This is a genomic window from Pseudomonas sp. P179 (assembly GCF_000478485.2).
Classification (GTDB): Bacteria; Pseudomonadota; Gammaproteobacteria; order Pseudomonadales; family Pseudomonadaceae; genus Pseudomonas; species Pseudomonas aeruginosa.
This window is the reverse complement of the sequence record NZ_KI517354.1, coordinates 3,404,953-3,426,319: the sequence shown is the minus strand read 5'-3', so window position 1 is coordinate 3,426,319 and position 21,367 is coordinate 3,404,953. Positions and strand designations below refer to the sequence as shown.

Genomic DNA, 21,367 nt, shown 5'->3' with positions numbered 1-21,367 from the left:
GCGTCATGTCACTCGGCGAAGGCGAAGCCGTGCCGGGCCTTGGTTTCCCTGATCGCCCCGAGCACCGCCAGCAGGCAGTCGTCGCGGTAGCGCTCGAGCTCGGCGATGCTGCGCGCGCCCTGCTGCTCGGCGGTGCCCTCCACCACCCGGTCGATCAGGGCCTCGGTGAGTTCCGGCGCCGGCAGGTAGGTCCAGGGCAATTGCAGCGCCGGGCCGAACTGCGCCATGAAGTGGCGCATGCCGGCGTTGCCACCGGCCAGGGTGTAGGTCAGGAAGGTGCCCATGAACGACCAGCGCAGGCCGGCGCCGAAGCGGATCGCATCGTCGATCTCGCCGGTCGTGGCCACGCCGTCGTTGACCAGGTGCAGCGCCTCGCGCCAGAGCGCCTCGAGCAAGCGGTCGGCGATGAAGCCGGGCACTTCCTTGCGTACGTGCAGCGGACGCATGCCCAGCGATTCGTAGACCCGCATCGCCGCCCGCACGGCCTCGGCAGCGGTGCGTTCGCCGCCGACCACCTCCACCAGCGGCAGCAGGTAGACCGGGTTGAACGGGTGGCCGACCAGGCAGCGCTCGGGGTGGCTCGCCTCGGCGTAGAACTCGCTGGGCAGCAGGCCCGAGGTGGAGGAACCGATCAGCACGTCGGGCCGCGCCGCGGCGCTGATCCTGGCGTGCAGGTCGAGCTTCAGGTCGAGCCGCTCGGGGGCGCTCTCCTGGATGAAATCGGCGTCGCCCACGCATTCCTCGATGCTCGCGACGAAGCGCAGGCGCTCCTGCGCCGCGCCGGGCGCCAGGCCCTGTTTCCGCAAGGCCGGCCAGGCATTGGCGACGCGCGCGCGCAACGCCGCTTCGGCGCCCGGCGCCGGATCCCAGGCGACGACGTCGAGGCCGTGGGCCAGGGCGCGGGCGATCCAGCCGCTGCCGATGACGCCGCTACCGAGGGCGGCGAAGGTCTTGATCTCGGTGACGAAGGACATGGACATCTCCAGAAGTTGTTCCCGCCCCCGACGGGGCGGGGAGGAAGAAATCAGCGCGGCTTCAGGTTCATCCTGCGGCGCCCTTCCGCCGGGCTCAGGGCGCGCCCGCCGAGGCGCTCGATGATCTCGATGGCGCGCTCCACCAGGCTGCCGTTGCTCGCCGGCACGCCCTTGTCCAGCCAGATGTTGTCCTCCAGGCCGACCCGCACGTTGCCGCCCAGCAACATGGCCTGGGCGACCATCGGCATCTGCGTGCGGCCGATGCCGAAGCCGGCCCAGGTCGCCCCCGGCGGCAGGTTGTCGGCCATCGCCTTCATGGTCGTGGTATCGGCCGGCGCGCCCCAGGGAATGCCCAGGCAGATCTGGAACAGCGGATCCTCCAGCAGCCCTTCCTTGAGCATCTGCTTGGCGAACCAGAGGTGGCCGGTATCGAAGATTTCCAGCTCGGCCTTGACCCCCAGCTCGGTGATGCGCCGGGCGCCGGCGCGCAGTTGCGCAGGGGTGGAGACGTAGATGTAGTCGCCGTCGCCGAAATTGAGGGTGCCGCAGTCCAGGGTGCAGATTTCCGGCAGCAGCTCCTCGACATGCCTGAGCCGCTCCAGCGGGCCGACCAGGTCGGTGCCGGCACCGAACTCCAGGGGCTGCTCGCCCTTGCCGATCTCCAGGTCGCCGCCCATGCCGGCGGTGAGGTTGATGATCACGTCGGTGTCGCTTTCGCGGATACGCTCGACCACTTCACGGTACAGTGCCACGTCGCGGCTGGGCTTGCCGGTGGCGGGGTCGCGGACATGGCAGTGGGCGACGGTGGCGCCGGCCCTGGCCGCCTCGATGGCGGCCTCGGCAATCTGTTTCGGAGTGACCGGGATCGCCGGATGCCGGCCGACGGTATCGCCGGCGCCGGTCACCGCGCAGGTGACGATGACTTCATGGTTCACGGTGGTAGCTTCCTGTATTCGGGGTGTACGAAGCCCCGCCCGGCCGCGCCGGGCGGAACGGATAGGTGCGGGTTACTTCAGCGAGGCCTGGAGCGCGGCCAGGCCGTCCTTGCCGTCGAAGGTGCTCACGCCATCCAGCCAGGCCTTCAGCGGCTCGGGGTTGGCCTTCAGCCACTGCCGCGCGGCGTCGAGGGGCTGGGTGCGATCGAGGATCGGCGCCATCACCTGGCTGACCTGGGCGCTGCTGAAGCGCAGGTTGTGCAGCAGCCGGGCGACATTGCCGCACTGCGCCTGGTAGCCGGCGGCGGTCATGGTGGAGACGGTGGCCGCGCCTTCGTCGGGACCGAACACATCCTCGCTGCCGGTGAGGTAGGTCATGTCGATCTGCAGGTTCATCGGATGCGGCTTCCAGCCGAAGAACACCACCCACTGCTTGCGCTTGATCGCCCGCTTCACCGCCGTGAGCATCCCGGCCTCGCTGGACTCCACCAGCTGGAAGCCCTTCAGGCCGAAACGGTTGTCGTCGATCATCTTCCGGGTGATGCGGTTCGAGCCGCTGCCCGGCTCGATAGCGTAGATGCGGCCGCCAAGCTTGTCCTTGAAGCGGGCGATGTCGGCGAAGGTCTTCAGCCCGCCCTCGGCGACGTAGCTCGGCACCGCATAGGTGGACTGCGCGTCGGCCAGGGTCGGCGGCTCGATCACTTCGATCCGGCCTTTGTCCAGGTAAGGCCTGGCGACCGGCTGCATGGTCGGTTGCCAGTAGCCGAGGAACAGGTCCAGCTGCTTGTCGGCCAGGCCGGCCAGGACGATCTGTTGCGAGGCGCTGGTCTGCTTCACCTGGTAGCCCAGGCCGTCGAGCAAGGCCTCGGCCACGGCGCTGCTGGCGACCACGTCGGTCCAGTTCACCGTGCCCAGGCGCACCGTGCGGCACTGCTCGGGTTCGGCGGCCAGGGCGGCGCCACTGGCCAGGATCAGCAGGGCGCAGCCCAGCTGGCGAATCGTCGTCTTCATCGGTCTCCCCTCGTGCGGCTATTGATTGTTTTTCTGCGAGGTGGGCGCCGGCCCCTTGCGAGACCGACCCTGGCGACCAAGGTACGCAGCCGGGACGGCGGCGAAGCGCACTGCGGCGACCAGCTCTTGCACTGCAGCGACCTGGCCATTGCCAAGCGCGGCGGGCCTGCGCTACACACAGGCTGCGCAACCTCAACCCCGGAGCGCCCCATGTCCCAGGACTTCTGGTTTCTCCTGCTGCCCGGCTTCTCGGTAATGGGCTTCGTTTCCGCCGTGGAGCCACTGCGAGTGGCCAACCGCTTCCACGCCGACCTCTACCGCTGGCACGTGCTCAGCGCCGACGGCGGTCCGGTGCTGGCCAGCAATGGCATGTCGGTGAACAGCGACGGCGCGCTGGAGCCGTTGAAGAAAGGCGACCTGCTGTTCGTGGTGGCCGGTTTCGAGCCGCTGCGGGCGGTCACCCCGGCACTGGTGCAGTGGCTGCGCAAGCTCGATCGCAACGGCGTGACCCTCGGTGGCATCGATACCGGCAGCGTGGTGCTGGCCGAGGCCGGTCTGCTCGACGGGCGCCGCGCGACCCTGCACTGGGAAGCCATCGACGCCTTCCAGGAGTCCTACCCGCAACTGAGCGTGACCCAGGAGCTGTTCGAGATCGACGGTCCGCGCATCACCTCGGCCGGCGGCACCGCCTCCATCGACCTGATGCTCGACCTGATCGCCCAGGCCCACGGTCCGCAACTGGCGGTGCAGGTTTCCGAGCAGTTCGTGCTCGGCCGCATCCGCCCGCGCCAGGACCACCAGCGCCTGCAGGTGGCGACCCGCTATGGCGTGAGCAACCGCAAGCTGGTGCAGGTGATCGGCGAGATGGAGCGGCATACCGAGCCGCCACTGACCACCCTGGAGCTGGCCGAGCGCATCCAGGTCACCCGCCGCCAGCTGGAACGGCTGTTCCGCGTGCACCTGGACGACACGCCCTCGAACTTCTACCTCGGCCTGCGCCTGGACAAGGCCCGCCAGTTGCTGCGCCAGACCGACCTCAGCGTGCTACAGGTGAGCCTGGCCTGCGGCTTCGAGTCGCCGTCGTACTTCTCCCGCAGCTACCGCGCGCGCTTCGCCGCCAGTCCCAGCCAGGATCGCGCGGTGCTGCCGCTCAAGGCTCCCGCAGCCACGCCGCCAGGCGCGCCAGCAGGGCATCGCACGCCTCGAGCTGAGCGAGGCTGACGAACTCGTCCGGCTTGTGGCCCTGGTCCATGCTGCCGGGACCGCAGATCACCGCCGGGATACCGGCCTGCTGGAACAGCCCGCCCTCGGTGCCGAAGGCCACGGTGGAGAAATCCGTCGAACCGCTGAGCAGGCCGATCAGCTCCGCCGCCTGGCTGTCGTCTGCGGTGAGCAGGCCGGGATAGGCCGATAGCGGCGTGAAGCGGATATCGGTACTTCGCTCCACCGCGCGCATCCGCGGCAGCAGTTCGCTTTCGGCATAGTCGCGGAGTTCCTCGGCGACCTGCCGCGGGTCGTCCGCCGGCAGCGCGCGGACCTCGAAGTCGAAGCGGCACTCGGCGGGCACGATGTTCAGCGCCCGGCCGCCCTGGATCAGTCCGGTCTGCACCGTCGAGTAGGGCGGGTCGAAACGCCGGTCGTGGCGCTCCGGCACCGCCAGGCGCGCGCCGATCTCGCCGAGGCGGCCGATCAGCCGCGCGGCGTATTCGATGGCATTCACCCCCTGCGGCGCGTAGGCCGAATGGCAGGCCGCGCCGTGCACCTCGCAGCGCATGGCCAGCTTGCCCTTGTGGCCGAGCACCGGCTTCAGCTCGGTGGGCTCGCCGATGATGCACAGCAACGGCTTGTGCGGACGCCGCTCCAGCGCCGCGAGCAGCGAACGGACGCCCAGGCAGCCGACTTCCTCGTCGTAGGAGAACGCCAGGTGCACCGGCAGGCGCAACGGCGCGGCGAGGAACGCCGGGACGGCCGCCAGCACGCAGGCCAGGTAGCCCTTCATGTCCGCCGTGCCACGCCCGTAGAGGCGGCCATCGCGCTCGCTGAGCCGGAACGGCGGCACGCTCCAGGCCTGGCCGTCCGCCGGCACCACGTCGGTATGCCCGGAAAGGCAGACGCCGCCACGGTCGCTGGGGCCGATGGTGGCATAGAGATTGGCCTTGCGGCCGTCGGCGTCGAAGAACAGTTCGCTGTCGACGCCGAAACCCGCCAGGTAGTCGCGGACGTAGTCGATCAGCGCCAGGTTGGACTCGCGGCTGACGGTGTCGAAGGCCACCAGGTCGGCGAGGATGTCGCGGCTGCCGGGCATGTCGGGCTCCAGGGCGCAGGTCTCGCGCTGCGCCGTCGAGGAAGGGAACGACCCGCTCACTCGTCGCCGGGCACGCCGTAGCTCGGCGCACGGGTCGGGTCGAGGGCGCGGGTCACATAGTCCTGCATCTGCGGCTTGTAGGCGAGCCACAGTCGCTCGAGCTGGCCGATGGGGTCGTGCTCGGCCCAGTCGACGCGCAGGTCGACCACCGGCCAGAGCAGGTCGCCGACCACCGACAGCGCCGCCGAATGCACCGGCCCGGCTTCGCCACCAGCGGCCAGCGCGGCACGCATCGCCGCCAGCAGGCGCTCGGCGAGCAGGCCTTCGGCGTTCTCGAAGGCATCCACCATCGCCTCGATCACTTCCGGCGCGGCCAGCAGGTTGCCGGCCGCCACGCATTGTTCGCCGGCCCGCGCATGGTGGACGCCGAGCGCCTCGCGGCCGGTGAACAACGCGGTGCGGCCGTGCTGGTCGATCACCGTGACCTGGCGATACTGGCCATAGCCGTTGCTGCTCAGCGCCTGGTCCAGCGCTTCGCCAGGGGCCAGGCCCTGGTCGAGGCGGTCGAGGATCTGCGGGCCGAGCGCCGGCAGGGTGATGTTCTGCGTAGCCACCGCGCCGGTGCCGGCGCGCAGCCAGGGACAACGGGCGCCGACGGCGATGCTCGACGAGCTGATGGCGATGCCCAGCTGGCCGGTTTCGGCGCAGCGGCCGACGATGGAAAAGGTCATGGCGCGCGCCTCCTCATTGCTGCCAGTCGTCGGGAATCACCGCGATCACGTCGATCTCCATCAGCCACTGCGGCTGGCCGAGGGCCGAGACCACCAGTCCGGTGGAGATCGGGAACACCCCTTTGAGCCACTTGCCGACTTCGCGATAGACCGGCTCGCGGTAGCGCGGATCGATCAGGTAGGTGGTGGTCTTGACGATGTGCGAGAGGTCGCTGCCGGCTTCCTCAAGCAGTTGCTTGACGTTCTTCATCGCCTGCTCGGCCTGGGCGCGCGGGTCGCCGAGGCCGACCAGGTTGCCGTCGAAGTCGGTGCCGACCTGGCCGCGCACGTACACCGTGTTGCCGGCGCGCACGGCCTGGCAGAGATCGTTGTCCAGGGACTGGTTGGGGTAGGTGTCCTTGGTGTTGAACATGCGAATGCGGGTATGGGTAGGCATCAGCTGACTTCCTGGAGGCTGGTTTGCGGAGCTTGCGAGGCGCGGTCCTGTTCCTGGCGCTGGGCGGCGTCGCGGTATGCGAGGTACTTGCGCTGGATGGCGATGTGGTCGGCGACATGGCGCGCGTCGTGCCAGACGCCCCAGATGAACGAGGAGCCGCGCCGCGACAGCCAGGGCAGGCCGATGAAATACACGCCGGGTTCGCTGGACACGCCACGCTGGTGGCGCGGCTTGCCGTCGCGGTCGAAGGCATCGACCTGCAGCCAGCCGAAGTCGACGGCATAGCCGGTGGCCCAGATGATGCTGCCCACCCCGGCCTCGGCCAGGTCCAGTTCGAGGATCGGATCGGTCACGCACTGCGGGTCCGGCAGCCGGCGGCGCGCCTCGGGCTCTTCCGGCAGGTCAAGGCCGTTGCGGGCGATATAGGCGTCGGCGGCGTCGAGCAACGCCAGGTAGTTCTCGTCGCCGCGCGCCAGGTTCTCCGCCAGGTCCGGCCGGAAGGTCGCGACGCCGTCGACGAAGGATTCAGTCAGTCCGACCAGGGTCACGCCCTGATGCGCCAGGGCGCGGAAGTCCACGGTATGTCCGCCGCGGGCACCGCTCACGGCGATGGTCACATGCTCGCGCCCGGGCTTGGCGACTTCCGCATCCCATTCGCCGAGCACGCCCAGCCACCAGCAGAAGTCGCGGTTGCGGTAGGAACGCGGCGGACGGTCATGAGCGCCCACCGAGAGGTAGACCTGGCGCCCGGCACGTTGCAGCTCGTCGGCGATCTGTACCCCCGACGAACCGGCGCCGACCACCAGTACCGCACCTTCGGGCAGCTGCTGCGGGTTGTAGTAGTGGGCCGAGTGGATCTGCCGGATACGCTCGTCGCGCGGCGCGATCGGCGGGATCACCGGACGCTGGAACGGGCCAGTGGCGGCGACCACGCGGTTGGCCTCGATGGTCCCTGCGGAGGTGTCCACGGTGAAGCCGGGGCGGCCGACATTGCGCACCACCTTCCTCACCTCGACGCCGGTACGGATCGGCGCGTCGAATTTCTTCGCGTAGGCCTCGAAATAGGCCGCCACCTGGTCCTTGCCGGGGAAACCGTCGGGATCGATGTCGAATTCCATTCCCGGGAAGCGGTCGTGCCAGGCCGGGCCGTTGGCCACCAGCGAATCCCAGCGTCCGCTGCGCCAGGCCTCGGCGATGCGGTTGCGCTCCAGGACCAGGTGCGGCACGCCGAGCCGGCTCAGGTGCTCGCTCATCGCCACGCCGGCCTGGCCGGCGCCGACGACGAGGGTGTCGGTCTTTTCCACGGTCCCGTCCGTGCGCGGGGGCAAGGCGGTGCGATTCAGGTCGGTCATGGCTCGGTTCCTCGGACTCTGGTCGTTCTTGTTCTGCGGTTGCGTGATGGCCGCATTCTGTTCAGAGCCGGGGAATAGCGAAATTATGATTTTTGTAGTCGCTGGCTAGGGAAAAGCTGCACGCCCGCGCGGTCGGCGGGCGGCAGAGGCGTCGCTCAGGACCTGCCGACGAACTGGCGAGCTGGAGAAACCGGGCGAAAACGAACGGGGAAGCGGAGTCCCCGAACGGCAACCGAGCTTTCCGAAGCCGTTTCCAACGCGGTTTTGCCGACGTACAGAGTTCGCGAAGGTTTTCAGAGGATCGGCGAGACCAGCCGCGCCACGCGCATCCCCAGTTGCTGCAGGCGGCGCACGCTGCGGCGGTCTTCCGGAGTGAATTCGAGCGACTCGGCGAAGTCCGCCTCGAGCATCGCCTCCACCTCGCCGGCGAAGCCCTCGTCGACGGTCACCACCATCACCTCGAAATTCAGCCGGAACGAACGGTTGTCCAGGTTGGCGCTGCCGACGGCGGCGGTGTCGCGGTCCACCAGCACCACCTTCTGGTGGAGGAAGCCGGGCTGGTAGCGGAACACCTTGACCCCGGCACGGATCGCCTCCAGCGCGTAGAGGCTGGACGCGGCATACACCGTGCGGTGGTCCGGGCGCGAGGGTATCAGCAGGCGCACGTCGACGCCGCGCAGCACCGCCAGGCGCAGGGCGGCCATCACCGCTTCGTCGGGAACGAAATACGGCGAGGTGATCCAGACCCGCTCGTGGGCGGCGTTGATCATCTCGACGAAGAACAGCGAGCAGGTTTCCTGGGCATCCGCCGGACCGCTGGCGACTACCTGGCAGAGCGCGCCCTCGCTGTCGTACTGCGGCGGCAGGATCAGCGGCGGCAGGCTGTGGGTCGCCCAGTACCAGTCCTCGGCGAAGCTTTCCTGCAGGCACGCCACCGCCGGCCCGCGCAGTTCCATGTGGGTGTCGCGCCAGGGCGCCAGCGGCGGCTTCTCGCCGAGGTACTCGACGCCGACGTTGTGCCCGCCGACGAAACCGCACTCGCCATCCACCACCACGACCTTGCGGTGGTTGCGGAAATTCACCTGGAAGCGGTTGAGCATGCCGCTGCCGGTGCTGAAGCCATGCATCTGCACGCCGCCCTGGCGCAGCCGCTCGACATAGCGGTGCGGCAGCGCGTGGCTGCCGATGGCGTCATAGAGGAAGAACACCTCGACGCCGTTGGCCGCACGTTCCAGCAGCAGTTGCTGGAGGCGCTGGCCGAGGGCGTCGTCGCGGACGATGAAGAACTGCACCAGGATCACCTGGCGGGCGGCGGAAATCGCCTTGAACATCGCCTCGAAGCTGGCCTCGCCGTTGACCAGCAGGCGCACCCGGTTGTTCGCCAGGGTCGGCGTGCGGGTCATCCGCACCAGCGCCTTGAGCCCCTTGTAGCCGCTGACCTGGCGGGCCGCCAGGGCCTCCTCGACCCAGGGACGCCAGTCCAGCTCGGCGGCCGCCAGGTGCATCTCGCGGTTGGCCTGGCGCCGCGCCTCGATGTAGGCGTCGAAACGGCTGCGACCGAACACCAGGTACGGCAGCAGGGTCAGGTACGGCATGAATACCAACGAGGTGGCCCAGGCGATCGCGCCCTGGGCGGTGCGCACGGTGAGCACGGCATGGATGGCGGCGACGAAGCCGAGTACCTGGATACCGACCAGCAGCAGGCCGAGGTAGGTGGTGGAGGTCATTGCGCGAGGTCGATCCTTGTCCACTCCGGTGGCGGCCATCATAGCCCTCTCCGGGGTAGGTCTGGCCAGCCTGGCAAACAGCCAGGGGGGCGAGGCGGGATTGGCAGGATCCGTGGGATCGACGTCATTCGGCCGCGCTCGCCCTGCCCTACGCTGTTCCCATCGAAAACCACCGCAGACCGAGGAGCCCGCCATGAGCGACGTCCGTCCCCCGCTTCCCCCCTTCACCGCCGAAACCGCCGCGCAGAAGGTCCGCGCCGCCGAGGACGGCTGGAACAGCCGCGACCCGCAGCGCGTCTCGCTGGCCTACAGTCCCGACAGCGTCTGGCGCAATCGCTCGACCTTCGTCCGCGGCCGCGAGCGGATCGTCGAATTCCTCAGCGGCAAGTGGCAGCGCGAGCAGGAGTACCGGCTGATCAAGGAACTCTGGGCGTTTACCGGCAACCGCATCGCCGTGCGCTTCGCCTATGAATGGCACGACGACTCGGGCAACTGGTTCCGCTCCTACGGCAACGAGAACTGGGCGTTCGACGAGCAGGGATTGATGTACGAACGTCACGCCAGCATCAACGACCTGCCGATCCGCGAGGACCAGCGGCTGTTCCGCTGGCCGCTGGGGCGCCGGCCGGACAACCATCCGTCGCTCGGCGAACTCGGCCTCTGAACCCGCGCCGGCAGGGGCGCGCGCACTCCCCGTTGCCGGCCCCGGGCGGCCAGCGCCTGTTCCATCCGCGACATTGCCCTCCGTCGTTGCGGTCGCACGCTTGACGCTTTCGGCACGACCCTGGTCGTTTTCGGGCCGGGTCGCGCCGGGCCCCGACGATATGCTGCCCCCAAAGCGTCGGCACAAGTCCCGGCGCGCCCAGCCTGAAAGGGGTATGCCAGATGAGCCCAGCCGAATTGCACGCCGACAGCATCGTCATCGACGGTCTGATCATCGCCAAGTGGAACCGCGAACTGTTCGAGGACATGCGCAAGGGCGGCCTGACCGCCGCCAATTGCACCGTATCGGTATGGGAAGGCTTCCAGGCGACGGTGAACAATATCGTCGCCAGCAACAAGCTGATCCGCGACAACAGCGACCTGGTGATCCCGGTGCGCAGCACCGCGGACATCCGCAAGGCCAAGGAGCAGGGCAAGACCGGCATCCTCTACGGTTTCCAGAATGCCCACGCATTCGAGGACCAGATCGGCTACGTCGAGGTGTTCAAGCAGCTCGGCGTGGGCATCGTGCAGATGTGCTACAACACCCAGAACCTGGTCGGCACCGGCTGCTACGAGCGTGACGGCGGGCTCTCCGGCTTCGGTCGGGAGATCGTCGCGGAGATGAACCGGGTCGGCATCATGTGCGACCTCTCCCACGTCGGCAGCAAGACTTCCGAAGAGGTCATCCTCGAATCGAAGAAGCCGGTCTGCTACTCCCACTGCCTGCCGTCCGGCCTCAAGGAACACCCGCGCAACAAGTCCGACGAGGAGCTGAAGTTCATCGCCGATCATGGCGGCTTCGTCGGTGTGACCATGTTCGCGCCGTTCCTCAAGAAAGGCATCGACTCGACCATCGACGACTACGCCGAGGCCATCGAGTACGTGATGAACATCGTCGGCGAGGACGCCATCGGCATCGGCACCGATTTCACCCAGGGCCACGGCCACGACTTCTTCGAGTGGCTGACCCACGACAAGGGCTACGCCCGGCGCCTGACCAACTTCGGCAAGATCGTCAACCCGCTGGGCATCCGCACCGTCGGCGAATTCCCCAACCTCACCGAGACCCTGCTCGAGCGCGGCATGCCCGAGCGCGTGGTGCGCAAGGTGATGGGCGAGAACTGGGTAAGGGTCCTGCGCGACGTCTGGGGCGAGTAACTCCCGGCCCACTCCCGACTCGTCGCCTCTTCCTCAAGGGAGCGGCATTGCATCGCACCCATCTTCCCTCTCCCCGCCTCTCTCCCTGAAGGGAGAGAGGGAGTCAAAAGAATCGGAGCTTACACCATGGCCAAACATGCCCCCCAACTGCCCATCGAGGTCGACAGCGAGACCGGCGTCTGGACCACCGACGCCCTGCCGATGCTCTACGTACCGCGACATTTCTTCGTCAACAACCACATGGGCATCGAGGAAGTGCTGGGCGCCGACGCCTACGCCGAGATCCTCTACAAGGCCGGCTACAAGTCCGCCTGGCACTGGTGCGAGAAGGAAGCCGAATGTCACGGCCTGGAGGGCGTGGCGGTGTTCGAGCACTACATGAAGCGCCTGTCCCAGCGCGGCTGGGGCCTGTTCGAGATCGAGCGGATCAACCTCGAGGAAGGCACCGCCGAGGTCCGCCTGCGGCACTCCGCCTTCGTCTACGTCTACGGCAAGGTCAATCGCAAGGTCGATTACATGTTCACCGGCTGGTTCGCCGGCGCCATGGACCAGATCCTCGCCGCCCGTGGCAGCAGCCTGCGCACCGTGGCCGAACAGGTCTACAGCGGCGCCGAGGACGGTCACGAAGACGGCCTGTTCGTCGTCAAACCCCTGTAAGCCGAGGAAAGGGTCATGGCCTTCGAAGCAATGTTCCAGCCGATCCAGATCGGCAAGCTGACCATCCGCAACCGCGTGCTCTCCACCGCCCACGCCGAGGTCTACGCCACCGACGGCGGGATGACCACCGAGCGCTACGTGAAGTACTACGAGGAAAAGGCCAAGGGCGGCATCGGCCTGGCCATCTGTGGCGGCTCCTCGGTGGTCGCCATCGACAGCCCGCAGCAGTGGTGGAGTTCGGTGAACCTGTCCACCGACCGGATCATCCCGCACTTCCAGAACCTGGCGGACGCCATGCACAAGCACGGCGCCAAGATCATGATCCAGATTACCCACATGGGGCGCCGTTCGCGCTGGGACGGCTACCACTGGCCGACCCTGATGTCGCCGTCGGGTATCCGCGAGCCGGTGCACCGCGCCACCTGCAAGACCATCGAGGTGGAGGAGATCTGGCGGGTCATCGGCAACTACGCGCAGGCCGCCCGCCGCGCCAAGGAAGGCGGCCTGGACGGCGTCGAGCTGTCCGCCGTGCACCAGCACATGATCGACCAGTTCTGGAGCCCACGGGTCAACAAGCGCACCGACGAATGGGGCGGTAGCTTCGAGGGGCGCATGAAGTTCGGCCTCGAGGTGCTCAAGGCGGTGCGCGCCGAGGTCGGCGAGGACTTCTGCGTCGGCATGCGCATCTGCGGCGACGAGTTCCACCCGGACGGCCTGTCCCACGAGGACATGAAGCAGATCGCCAAGTACTACAGCGATACCGGCATGCTCGACTTCATCGGCGTGGTCGGCTCCGGCTGCGACACCCACAATACCCTGGCCAACGTCATCCCCAACATGACCTTCCCGCCGGAGCCGTTCCTGCACCTGGCGGCCGGCATCAAGGAAGTGGTCGACGTGCCGGTGCTACACGCGCAGAACATCAAGGACCCGAACCAGGCCACGCGCATCCTCGAAGGCGGCTACGTGGACATGGTCGGCATGACTCGCGCGCACATCGCCGACCCGCACCTGATCGCCAAGATCAAGATGGGTCAGGTCGACCAGATCAAGCAGTGCGTCGGCGCCAACTACTGCATCGACCGCCAGTACCAGGGCCTGGACGTGCTGTGCATCCAGAACGCCGCGACCTCCCGCGAATACATGGGCGTGCCGCACATCATCGAGAAGTCCGCCGGACCGAAGCGCAAGGTGGTGGTGGTCGGCGGCGGGCCGGCCGGGATGGAAGCGGCCCGCGTGGCGGCCGAGCGTGGCCACGACGTGACCCTGTTCGAGAAGAAGGAGCAGCTCGGCGGCCAGATCACCACCGCCGCCAAGGCGCCGCAACGCGACCAGATCGCCGGCATCACCCGTTGGTACCAGCTGGAGCTGGCGCGCCTGGGCATCGACCTGCGCCTGGGCACCGCGGCCGACCCCGAGACCATCCTCGACCTGCGCCCGGACGTGGTGGTGCTGGCCAACGGCGGACATCCGTTCCTCGAGCAGAACGAACACTGGGGCGCCGCCGAAGGCCTGGTGGTGAGCAGCTGGGACGTGCTCGACGGCACGGTCGAGCCAGGCAAGAACGTGCTGGTCTACGACACCATCTGCGAGTTCAGCGGCATGTCGGTGGCGGACTTCCTCGCCGACAAGGGCGCCCAGGTGGAGATCGTCACCGACGACATCAAGCCGGGCGTGGCCATCGGCGGCACCACCTTCCCCACCTACTACCGCAGCATGTATCCCAAGGAAGTGATCATGACCGGCGACCTCATGCTGGAGAAGGTCTACCGCGAGGGCGACAAGCTGGTGGCGGTGCTGGAGAACGAATACACCGGCGCGCGGGAAGAGCGGGTGGTCGACCAGGTGGTGGTGGAAAACGGCGTGCGCCCCGACGAGAGCCTCTACTACGCGCTCAAGCAGGGCTCGCGGAACAAGGGCCAGATCGACGTCGAGGCGCTGTTCGCGATCCAGCCGCAGCCCTGCCTCAGCCAGTCCGGAGAAGGCTACCTGCTGTTCCGCATCGGCGACTGCGTGGCCCAGCGCAACACCCATGCGGCGATCTATGACGCGCTGCGCTTGTGCAAGGATTTCTAAGACACGCCTCGTGGCATCCGACCGGCACGGCCGGCCCCCCTCTCCCGCAAGCGGGAGAGGAGGCCGATCCAGCGCCGCCTGACGTCCCGCAGGGAGACCAGAAATGCTCGACACCCTCCTCCCCGTCCTGCTCTTCGCCGCCCTGGCACTTGCCGTGCTCGGCGCCGCGAAGCGCTTCCTCATGTGGCGCCGCGGCCGACCCGCCAAAGTCGACTGGATCGGCGGCCTCTTGCAGATGCCGCGTCGCTACCTGGTGGACCTGCACCATGTGGTAGAGCGCGACAGGTACATGTCCAGGACCCACGTCGCCACCGCCGGCGGCTTCGTCCTGGCGGCGCTGCTGGCGATCCTGGTACACGGTTTCGGGCTGCACGGCCGGATCCTCGGCTTCGCCCTGCTGGCGGCCACGGCGCTGATGTTCGTCGGCGCGCTGTTCGTCGCCCGCCGCCGCCTCGACCCACCGTCGCGGCTGTCGAAGGGCCCCTGGATGCGCCTGCCGAAGAGCCTGCTGGCGTTCGCCGCGAGCTTCTTCCTCGCCACCCTGCCGGTGGCCGGGATCCTGCCGGAAGGCTTCGGCGGCTGGTTCCTCGCCGGCCTCCTCGCCATTGGCGTGGCCTGGGGCGTGTCCGAGCTGTTCCTCGGCATGACCTGGGGCGGGCCGATGAAGCACGCCTTCGCCGGTGCCCTGCACCTGGCCTGGCACCGCCGCGCCGAACGCTTCGGCGGCGGCCGCTCCACCGGCCTCAAGGCGCTCGACCTGGCCGATCCGCAGGCGCCGCTGGGCGTGGAAAAGCCCAGCGACTTCACCTGGAACCAGTTGCTCGGGTTCGACGCCTGCGTGCAGTGCGGCAAGTGCGAGGCGATGTGCCCGGCGTTCGCCGCCGGCCAGCCGCTGAACCCGAAGAAGCTGATCCAGGACATGGTCATCGGCCTGGCCGGAGGCAACGACGCGAAGTTCGCCGGCAGCCCCTATCCAGGCAAACCGCTGGGCGAGCACGGCGGCGGCCCGCACCAGCCGATCGTCGCGCTGGATGGCAAGGCCCTGGTCGACGCCGACACCCTGTGGTCCTGCACCACCTGCCGGGCCTGCGTCGAGGAGTGCCCGATGATGATCGAGCACGTCGACGCCATCGTCGACATGCGCCGCCACCTGACCCTGGAGAAAGGCGCCACACCGAACAAGGGCGCCGAGGTGCTGGACAACCTGATCGCCACCGACAACCCCGGCGGCTTCGCCCCCGGCGGCCGGTTGAACTGGGCGGCCGACCTGAACCTGCCGCTGATGAGCGAGAAGAAGAGCGCCGACGTGCTGTTCTGGGTCGGCGATGGCGCCTTCGACATGCGCAACCAGCGCACCCTGCGCGCCTTCGTGAAGATCCTCAAGGCGGCCGCGGTGGACTTCGCCGTGCTCGGCCTGGAGGAGCGCGACAGCGGCGACGTGGCGCGCCGGCTGGGCGACGAGGCGACCTTCCAGAACCTGGCCAGGCGCAATATCGCGACCCTGGCGAAATACCGCTTCACCCGCATCGTCAGCTGCGACCCGCACAGCTTCCATGTGCTGAAGAACGAATACGGCGCCCTCGGCGGCGACTACCAGGTACTGCACCACAGCACCTTCATCGACGAACTGCTGCGCGCCGGCACGCTGCAACCGGGCCGCAGCAAGGCCGGCAGCGTCACCTACCACGACCCCTGCTACCTGGGCCGCTACAACGGCGAGTACGAGGCGCCGCGCAACGTGCTGCGCGCACTCGGCATCGAGGTCAAGGAAATGCAACGCTCCGGCTTCCGCTCGCGCTGTTGCGGCGGCGGTGGCGGCGCGCCGATCACCGACATCCCCGGCAAGCAACGGATTCCCGACATGCGCATGGCCGACATCCGCGAGACCGGCGCCGAGCTGGTGGCCGTCGGCTGCCCGCAGTGCACCGCGATGCTCGAAGGCGTAGTGGCGCCGCGGCCGGAGATCAAGGACATCGCCGAGCTGGTAGCGGAAGCGCTGATAGAACAGGCGGAAGCGCCGGCAAAAAAGCCGTTGCGGCGTGAAGCCGTGGCGGAGGTGCATTGATGAGAGTGTCGAGCTTCACATCGAATCCGCTGCTGACCGGGGCAGCACGGATAGCGGCCTCTCCCTCCAGGGAGGGGGCCGCAGGATCGGGTAGCCGCAGCCACAGGAAGCATTCCGCATGAACGATATCGTCCGTCGCGATCCACGCGCCGAATGGATCGCCCGCAACCGCCTGCATCCGCTGCATGCGGCCATGCAGTCCGCCCAAGGCGGCGAGGTGCGCTGGATGGGCCCCCACGGCGTGATCCGCAAGAACCCGCACGCCGTCGGCTTCGTCGGCCCCAACGGCATCCGCCGCATCGATCGCTCCGGCGGCCAGCAGGGCAGCGGCGTGCGCCGCGCCAGCGTAGCGCAGGAAGCGCAGTTGCCGCTGCATGTGGTCGAGCAACCGGCATTCCTCGTCGCGGTGGTCCCGGACATGGTCGGCGGCCGTCTCTCCAGCCACGACAAGGACCTCCTCGGACTGGCCCGCAAGCTCGCCGGCAACGACGGCGCGGTGCTCGCCGTGGTGTTCGGCGAACACAAGGAAAGCGCCTTCGACAGCGCCGGCGTCGACCGCCTGCTGCACCTCTCCGGCGGCGAGTACGACGGCTACACGCCCGAGCAGCGAATACTCGCCCTGCGCAACCTGGAGAACCAGCTCGCCCCGCGCCACTGGCTGTTCCCGGACAGTCGCAACGGCGGCGGCGAACTGGGCCGGCGCCTGGCCGCCGCGCTCGGCGAGCGGCCGGCCGGTCGCGTCTGGCAGGTCGAGGACGGCCGCTGCATCGGCCGCGCCGGCGCCGGCCGCGAGGACATCCAGCGCGCCCTGCCGCGCCTGCTGCTGGCCGCGGCGGAATGCGCCGAGCCGGTCAGCGAGACCCGCCATGAGGTTCGCGAACTGCACATGGCCGAGCAGGTGGCGCGCAACCTGCCACGCATCGAGGACCTCGGCCCGGTGGCCGTGGACCCGGCGCGGATTCCCATGGCCGAGGCCGAATTCATTCTCTCCGGCGGCAACGGCGTGCAGGACTGGACGCTGTTCCACCAGGCCGCCGCCGTCCTCGGCGCCACCGAGGGCGCCTCGCGGGTGGCGGTGGACGACGGGCACATGCCGCGCAACCGCCAGGTCGGCGCCACCGGTACCTGGGTCACCGCGCGGGTCTACCTGGCGGTGGGCATCTCCGGGGCGATCCAGCACCTGCAGGGCATAGGCGCCTGCGACAAGGTGGTGGCGGTGAACCGCGACGCCGGCTGCGACATGATCAAGCGCGCCGATCTCTCGGTGATCGGCGACTCGACGGAAATCCTCCGCGCGCTGATCCGCCTGGCCGAGGCACACCGCAACGGCGCCGCCCGCGATGCGGCCTGAACCCGCTTCCACGTACCTTTCATCGGTATCGAACCATGACTGAGCTGAACATCGTCGCGCTGGTCTCCATCGGCGCCCATCCCGCCTCCGGACGCCCGCGCCGTGCCGAACAGGACGCCCGCGCGGTGGAACTCGGCCTGCGCCTGAGCGGCCCACGCCTACAGGTGCTGCACGCCGGCGACCCGCACGCCGAGGCGCTGCGCGGCTATCTCGGCATGGGCCTGGAACGCTTGTCCGTGCTGGAACAGCCGGCCGGCGCCGACGCCCTGCCCGCACTGGCCGAGCACCTGCGCGACTCCCGCGCGCAACTGGTGCTCACCGGCAGCCAGGCGGAAACCGGGGAAGGCTCCGGGATGCTGCCCTTCCTCCTCGCCGAGCGCCTGGGCTGGCCACTGGTGGTCGGCCTGGCCGAGGTCGAGAAGGTCGAAGACGGCAGCGCTCAGGTCCTCCAGGCTCTGCCTCGCGGCCAGCGACGCCGACTGCGGGTACGCCTGCCGTTCGTCGCCAGCGTCGACAATGCCGCGCCGGTGGCCCGGCAGAGCGCCTTCGGCCCGGCTAGGCGTGGCGAGATCGAGGCCCATGAGGTGGAGGTGGTCGACGACCCGCTGCTCGCCGAAGACAGCCTGCAACCGGCCCGGCCGCGACCGAAGCGGCTCAAGGTAATCAAGGCGAAGACCGGCGCCGAGCGAATGAAAGCCGCCACCGCCAAGGCCTCCGGCGGTACCGGGCAGGTACTCAAGGATCTTTCGGCGGAAGCCGGCGCCGAAGCCATCTTCAAGCTCCTGCGCGAGGAAGGCGTGATCCGCTGAAGCGGGTCAGAACGCACTGTGCGCCAGATCACAAGTTATGACGTGGTGACGATAAATTATTGTATTACGATAATTTATTCCCTAGTTTCGCCATCCAGACGCGAAACACACAGGGGAACCCGGCATGGCGCTGTCCACGCATCTCAGCAACCACAAGCTCTATCTGCTCGGCATGCTCTGCGCCATCCTGGCCTGGGGCATGGCCTGCATCGAACTCGGAGCGAACACCCACCTCTGGTTCTCCGGCCTCAGCGAGCAGGGCTACCTGCAGGCCTGGAGCGATGAAATGCCACGCCTGGCCAGCGACGGCTTCGTCCTGTCCTGGAGCAGCCGGGCGCTGCTGATGCTGCTGGACTACCTGCCGACCCTGCTTTCCGCGTTCGGCCTGGCGCTCACCGGCCTGTTCTTCCGCCGTCTGGCCAAGGGCGAACGCTGGTCGCAGCGCAACGCCAGGACCCTGGTGCACATCGGCCTGCTGTCCTTCCTGGCACTCTTGCTCCAGCCATTTATCAATACGCTGCAAGGTCTTGTACTATCTCTCGACCTGCCCGACGGCGAGCGTGTCCTGAGCGTTTCGATAGGACTCACTTCCGAAGCGGCCTACGAGTTTCTCAAGGCGATCTTTCTCTGCTCGTTCGGCCTGATGATGAGCGAAGCCAGGAAACTGGACGAAGAAGTAAGAGCCTTCATATGACGACCTCATGATCATCATCCGACTAGACGTCATCCTGGCGAAGAACAAGGTCCGCTCCAAGGAGCTGGCGGAAGCCATCGGTATCACCGAACAGAACCTGTCCCTGCTGAAGAACGGCAAGGTCAAGGGCATCCGCCTCGACACCCTGGAGAAGATCTGCGCCTTCCTGGACTGCCAGCCGGGCGACATCCTGGAATACGTCGCGGACGACTGATCCCCGCTCCACCCTTTCCCAACCAGAAACCATGAACAGACACCTGAACCTCTCGGGCGTTGCGCTCGCGCTCGCCCTGATCTCGGGCTGCGGCCCCTCCGTCCGCTACCAGTACGTGATGCCGCCGAGCGAAGCGGGACGCACCTGCGTCGCCCAGTGCCGCACGCAACAGAGCCAGTGCGAAAGCCTCGCGCGCCTGGAATGGCAGAACGAAAACCGCCTGCGCGAAGCGGAACGGCGCAGCTACCACTATTGCAGCCAGGGCAAGAGCAAGAAGCAGGCGCGCAAGGAATGCCTGGCGCCAGGCTATTCCTCCTCGTTCGGCTACAACGGCTTCGGCGGCTCCGGCAACTTCAACTGCAGTTCCGACTACGACCGCTGCTTCACCGACATCTGCGGCGGCACCATCCGCCGCATCGTCGAGCAACCTCAATGATCGGAGTATCCCCATGAGCCGACGCCTCTTCCCTCTCCTGCCGTTCCTGTTCCTGGTCGGCTGCGCCCAGGGCTATCCCTCCTTCTCCGGCATCCTTCCGGACGTCCGCGTCAGCGGCGACGAACGCAGCTACGCCGAGCGCGCCGAAGACTGCCTGAAACGGCGCAACTGCCCGCCGGCCACCGATCGCGATCCCTTCGTCGCCGACCCCGGGCACTACTCGCTGGGCGGCAGCTTTCGCTGGTGAAGCCGGGTGCCGAAGCCTGGCAACCGACCACGGACCTGGCTTCGGCAGGCGCTTTTCTTTATCCTGCGCGCCCTTTGAACGACTGGGACGAGATCATGCTGGAGAACACCCTGGAACGCCTGGAAACCCTGGTAGCCGAGCTGCTGCAACAGAACCAGGCCCTGCGCGACAGCCACGACCAGCTTCAGCAGCAGCTGCGCCAGGCCACCGAGGAAAACGAAACCCTGCAACTCTCCATGCTCGAGCAGGAAGAAAAGCAGAGCGGCACCCAGGCCCGCCTGGAAGCCCTGGTCGAGCGCCTCAGCGCGCAGCAACCGGTTAGCGCATGAGCCGCGACGGCGTCCAGGTCCTGTCGATCCTCGGCCGGGACTATTCGATCCGCGTGCCGGCCGGCGAGGAGAGGGCCCTCGCGGACGCCGCCGCGTTGCTGCAAGCGGAAGTGGACGCCAACAAGCGCAAGTTTCCCTACGTCACCAGCAACGAGCTGGTGGTGCTCTCCGCGCTCAATCTCTGCGCCCGCCAGCTCGGCGCGAACGACGGCGAGTCGCCGCGCCTGCGGGCGGTGGAGCAGCGCCTGGAAGCGCTGGTCGAGCGGATCGCCGGGGCATCCGGCTAGTCGCGCGCCTGCGGACTCGCCCAATACAGCTGCCGATGCCCGCGCGCCTGGTAGTCCTTGACCAGCGCGCAGGCCTCGTCGCGCGTCAGGTCGCGGCGCATGACGAAGGCATTGCCGTTGTCGTCCTGGCGCCACAGGCACCAGCGCGTTTCCTCCGCCGGCTTCGCCGCCACCGCGTCAGGCCTTCAGGGTCGAAGTCTTGCGCAAGCGCAGCGCGAGCATGACCAGCAACACGCCGAAGAACACCGCGTAGGCGCCGATCACCCAGACCACCGCCAGCGCCCCGGCGCCGGGGTTGGCGATCATCAGCACGCCGAACAGCACCGAGATGGCACCAGAGAGGATCATCCACCATTCGTTCTGGATCGACTTGCGCAGGCGGATCGCCGCGACGATCTGGAAGATGCCCATCGCCAGTGCCCAGCCGGCGATGATCAGGAGCAGGCCGATGGCGGTCAGTTGCGGCCAGAAGAACGCAACCAGGCCGGCCGCCACGCCGATCACCCCGACCAGCGCCAGCGGCCAGTTGAACTGCCCATCGCTGCGCATGTTGAACGCGGCGATCAGGGCGAACGCTCCGTCCACCAGCGCGTAGGCACCCCAGAACAGCACCAGCACGGTCAGCGCCAGGGCCGGCGAGAGCAGGGTCAGGACGCCGAACACCAGCGCCGCCACGCCGCGCAGGGCCACCAGTTTCCAGTGCTTGCCCAGTTCGGCCCACAGGGGATTGTTTTCCACGCTTGCCTCCAGAGGCCGCCCTTGAGCGGCCCGTTCAGGTTGAGTCCTCCCACCTTAGTCCTTTTGCCGGGAGGCTGTCAGGGGGCGGAGGCGGGAGGCAAGGCGTGCGCGCGGGCTCAGGGCCGGGACT

The 21,367-nt window shown here is 68.1% G+C and carries 24 protein-coding genes; 14 read left to right on the top strand and 10 right to left on the bottom strand.

What is annotated here, in order from left to right:
* Positions 1 to 8: 8 nt before the first annotated feature.
* The 3 genes from HMPREF1224_RS28340 to HMPREF1224_RS28330 all read right to left on the bottom strand — a co-directional run bounded on the left by HMPREF1224_RS28340 (position 9) and on the right by HMPREF1224_RS28330 (position 2,920).
* Positions 9 to 974 carry an L-carnitine dehydrogenase gene (locus HMPREF1224_RS28340; protein WP_003096713.1) on the bottom strand — a complete coding sequence of 322 codons (966 nt, stop codon included), beginning with the start codon at positions 972 to 974 and terminating at the stop codon, positions 9 to 11.
* Positions 975 to 1,024: 50 nt separating this feature from the next.
* Entirely contained in the window at positions 1,025 to 1,909 is an 885-nt protein-coding gene (locus HMPREF1224_RS28335; protein ID WP_003096716.1) for a 3-dehydrocarnitine:acetyl-CoA trimethylamine transferase CdhC, read from the bottom strand.
* 72 nt (positions 1,910 to 1,981) lie between these two features.
* Positions 1,982 to 2,920 (bottom strand): choline ABC transporter substrate-binding protein, encoded by a 939-nt coding sequence (locus tag HMPREF1224_RS28330; protein ID WP_003096718.1) that lies wholly within the window; start codon positions 2,918 to 2,920, stop codon positions 1,982 to 1,984.
* A gap of 210 nt (positions 2,921 to 3,130) precedes the next feature.
* Here HMPREF1224_RS28330 and cdhR point away from each other — a divergent pair, with 210 nt between their 5' ends.
* Positions 3,131 to 4,141 carry an HTH-type transcriptional regulator CdhR gene (gene cdhR, locus HMPREF1224_RS28325; RefSeq protein WP_003114442.1) on the top strand — a complete coding sequence of 337 codons (1,011 nt, stop codon included), beginning with the start codon at positions 3,131 to 3,133 and terminating at the stop codon, positions 4,139 to 4,141.
* Here the strand turns inward: cdhR and argE are convergent.
* From argE to cls, 5 genes are all read right to left on the bottom strand, one after another.
* A complete protein-coding gene (argE, locus tag HMPREF1224_RS28320) occupies positions 4,071 to 5,225 on the bottom strand; it encodes an acetylornithine deacetylase (RefSeq protein ID WP_010793634.1) in 1,155 nt (384 codons plus the stop codon). The two genes, cdhR and argE, sit on opposite strands and share 71 nt — an antisense overlap.
* Before the next feature lie 56 nt (positions 5,226 to 5,281).
* Positions 5,282 to 5,956, bottom strand: coding sequence for a DUF1028 domain-containing protein (locus HMPREF1224_RS28315; RefSeq protein ID WP_003106037.1), 675 nt, complete (start codon positions 5,954 to 5,956; stop codon positions 5,282 to 5,284).
* A gap of 13 nt (positions 5,957 to 5,969) precedes the next feature.
* The gene (locus HMPREF1224_RS28310; RefSeq protein WP_003096732.1) at positions 5,970 to 6,392 is read right to left on the bottom strand and encodes a RidA family protein; all 423 of its coding nucleotides are present in this window, start codon (positions 6,390 to 6,392) and stop codon (positions 5,970 to 5,972) included.
* Positions 6,392 to 7,744 carry a flavin-containing monooxygenase gene (locus HMPREF1224_RS28305; protein WP_010793633.1) on the bottom strand — a complete coding sequence of 451 codons (1,353 nt, stop codon included), beginning with the start codon at positions 7,742 to 7,744 and terminating at the stop codon, positions 6,392 to 6,394. Before HMPREF1224_RS28305 ends, HMPREF1224_RS28310 begins: the two co-directional genes overlap by 1 nt.
* Positions 7,745 to 8,037: 293 nt before the next feature.
* A complete protein-coding gene (cls, locus tag HMPREF1224_RS28300; protein ID WP_003121332.1) occupies positions 8,038 to 9,510 on the bottom strand; it encodes a cardiolipin synthase in 1,473 nt (490 codons plus the stop codon).
* A gap of 154 nt (positions 9,511 to 9,664) precedes the next feature.
* On the opposite strand from cls, the gene HMPREF1224_RS28295 reads away from it, so the two are divergent.
* From HMPREF1224_RS28295 to HMPREF1224_RS28235, 13 genes are all read left to right on the top strand, one after another.
* Complete coding sequence (locus HMPREF1224_RS28295; protein WP_003106041.1) at positions 9,665 to 10,135, top strand: nuclear transport factor 2 family protein; 471 nt, start codon at positions 9,665 to 9,667, stop codon at positions 10,133 to 10,135.
* A gap of 221 nt (positions 10,136 to 10,356) precedes the next feature.
* Positions 10,357 to 11,334 carry a dipeptidase gene (locus HMPREF1224_RS28290; protein ID WP_003106042.1) on the top strand — a complete coding sequence of 326 codons (978 nt, stop codon included), beginning with the start codon at positions 10,357 to 10,359 and terminating at the stop codon, positions 11,332 to 11,334.
* Between the two features lie 126 nt (positions 11,335 to 11,460).
* Positions 11,461 to 11,991, top strand: a complete 531-nt coding sequence (locus tag HMPREF1224_RS28285; protein WP_003107282.1) for a DUF5943 domain-containing protein — start codon at positions 11,461 to 11,463, stop codon at positions 11,989 to 11,991.
* A 15-nt stretch (positions 11,992 to 12,006) separates the two neighbouring features.
* Positions 12,007 to 14,067 (top strand): dimethylglycine demethylation protein DgcA, encoded by a 2,061-nt coding sequence (gene dgcA, locus HMPREF1224_RS28280; RefSeq protein ID WP_003107280.1) that lies wholly within the window; start codon positions 12,007 to 12,009, stop codon positions 14,065 to 14,067.
* Positions 14,068 to 14,170: 103 nt separating this feature from the next.
* On the top strand, positions 14,171 to 16,132 hold the full coding sequence (gene dgcB / locus HMPREF1224_RS28275; protein ID WP_003114447.1) for a dimethylglycine demethylation protein DgcB: 1,962 nt from the start codon (positions 14,171 to 14,173) through the stop codon (positions 16,130 to 16,132).
* Between the two features lie 118 nt (positions 16,133 to 16,250).
* On the top strand, positions 16,251 to 17,483 hold the full coding sequence (locus HMPREF1224_RS28270) for an electron transfer flavoprotein subunit alpha (protein WP_010793632.1): 1,233 nt from the start codon (positions 16,251 to 16,253) through the stop codon (positions 17,481 to 17,483).
* A 35-nt stretch (positions 17,484 to 17,518) separates the two neighbouring features.
* Positions 17,519 to 18,292 carry an electron transfer flavoprotein subunit beta gene (locus HMPREF1224_RS28265; RefSeq protein WP_003105716.1) on the top strand — a complete coding sequence of 258 codons (774 nt, stop codon included), beginning with the start codon at positions 17,519 to 17,521 and terminating at the stop codon, positions 18,290 to 18,292.
* 124 nt (positions 18,293 to 18,416) lie between these two features.
* Positions 18,417 to 18,986, top strand: coding sequence for a hypothetical protein (locus HMPREF1224_RS28260; protein WP_003096751.1), 570 nt, complete (start codon positions 18,417 to 18,419; stop codon positions 18,984 to 18,986).
* 7 nt (positions 18,987 to 18,993) lie between these two features.
* The gene (locus tag HMPREF1224_RS28255) at positions 18,994 to 19,200 is read left to right on the top strand and encodes a helix-turn-helix domain-containing protein (RefSeq protein WP_003096753.1); all 207 of its coding nucleotides are present in this window, start codon (positions 18,994 to 18,996) and stop codon (positions 19,198 to 19,200) included.
* A 31-nt stretch (positions 19,201 to 19,231) separates the two neighbouring features.
* Complete coding sequence (locus tag HMPREF1224_RS28250) at positions 19,232 to 19,636, top strand: hypothetical protein (protein WP_003114450.1); 405 nt, start codon at positions 19,232 to 19,234, stop codon at positions 19,634 to 19,636.
* Positions 19,637 to 19,649: 13 nt separating this feature from the next.
* Positions 19,650 to 19,883 (top strand): hypothetical protein, encoded by a 234-nt coding sequence (locus HMPREF1224_RS28245; protein WP_003146710.1) that lies wholly within the window; start codon positions 19,650 to 19,652, stop codon positions 19,881 to 19,883.
* 95 nt (positions 19,884 to 19,978) lie between these two features.
* On the top strand, positions 19,979 to 20,212 hold the full coding sequence (locus HMPREF1224_RS28240; protein ID WP_003105710.1) for a hypothetical protein: 234 nt from the start codon (positions 19,979 to 19,981) through the stop codon (positions 20,210 to 20,212).
* Positions 20,209 to 20,499: a cell division protein ZapA gene (locus HMPREF1224_RS28235; RefSeq protein WP_003105708.1), complete on the top strand. Its 291-nt coding sequence runs from the start codon at positions 20,209 to 20,211 to the stop codon at positions 20,497 to 20,499. Before HMPREF1224_RS28240 ends, HMPREF1224_RS28235 begins: the two co-directional genes overlap by 4 nt.
* Here the strand turns inward: HMPREF1224_RS28235 and HMPREF1224_RS28230 are convergent.
* Both HMPREF1224_RS28230 and HMPREF1224_RS28225 read right to left on the bottom strand, forming a co-directional pair.
* Positions 20,496 to 20,672, bottom strand: a complete 177-nt coding sequence (locus HMPREF1224_RS28230; RefSeq protein ID WP_003096763.1) for a hypothetical protein — start codon at positions 20,670 to 20,672, stop codon at positions 20,496 to 20,498. The two genes, HMPREF1224_RS28235 and HMPREF1224_RS28230, sit on opposite strands and share 4 nt — an antisense overlap.
* Positions 20,673 to 20,676: 4 nt before the next feature.
* Positions 20,677 to 21,237 (bottom strand): HdeD family acid-resistance protein, encoded by a 561-nt coding sequence (locus HMPREF1224_RS28225; RefSeq protein ID WP_003096765.1) that lies wholly within the window; start codon positions 21,235 to 21,237, stop codon positions 20,677 to 20,679.
* Positions 21,238 to 21,367 lie beyond the last annotated feature (130 nt).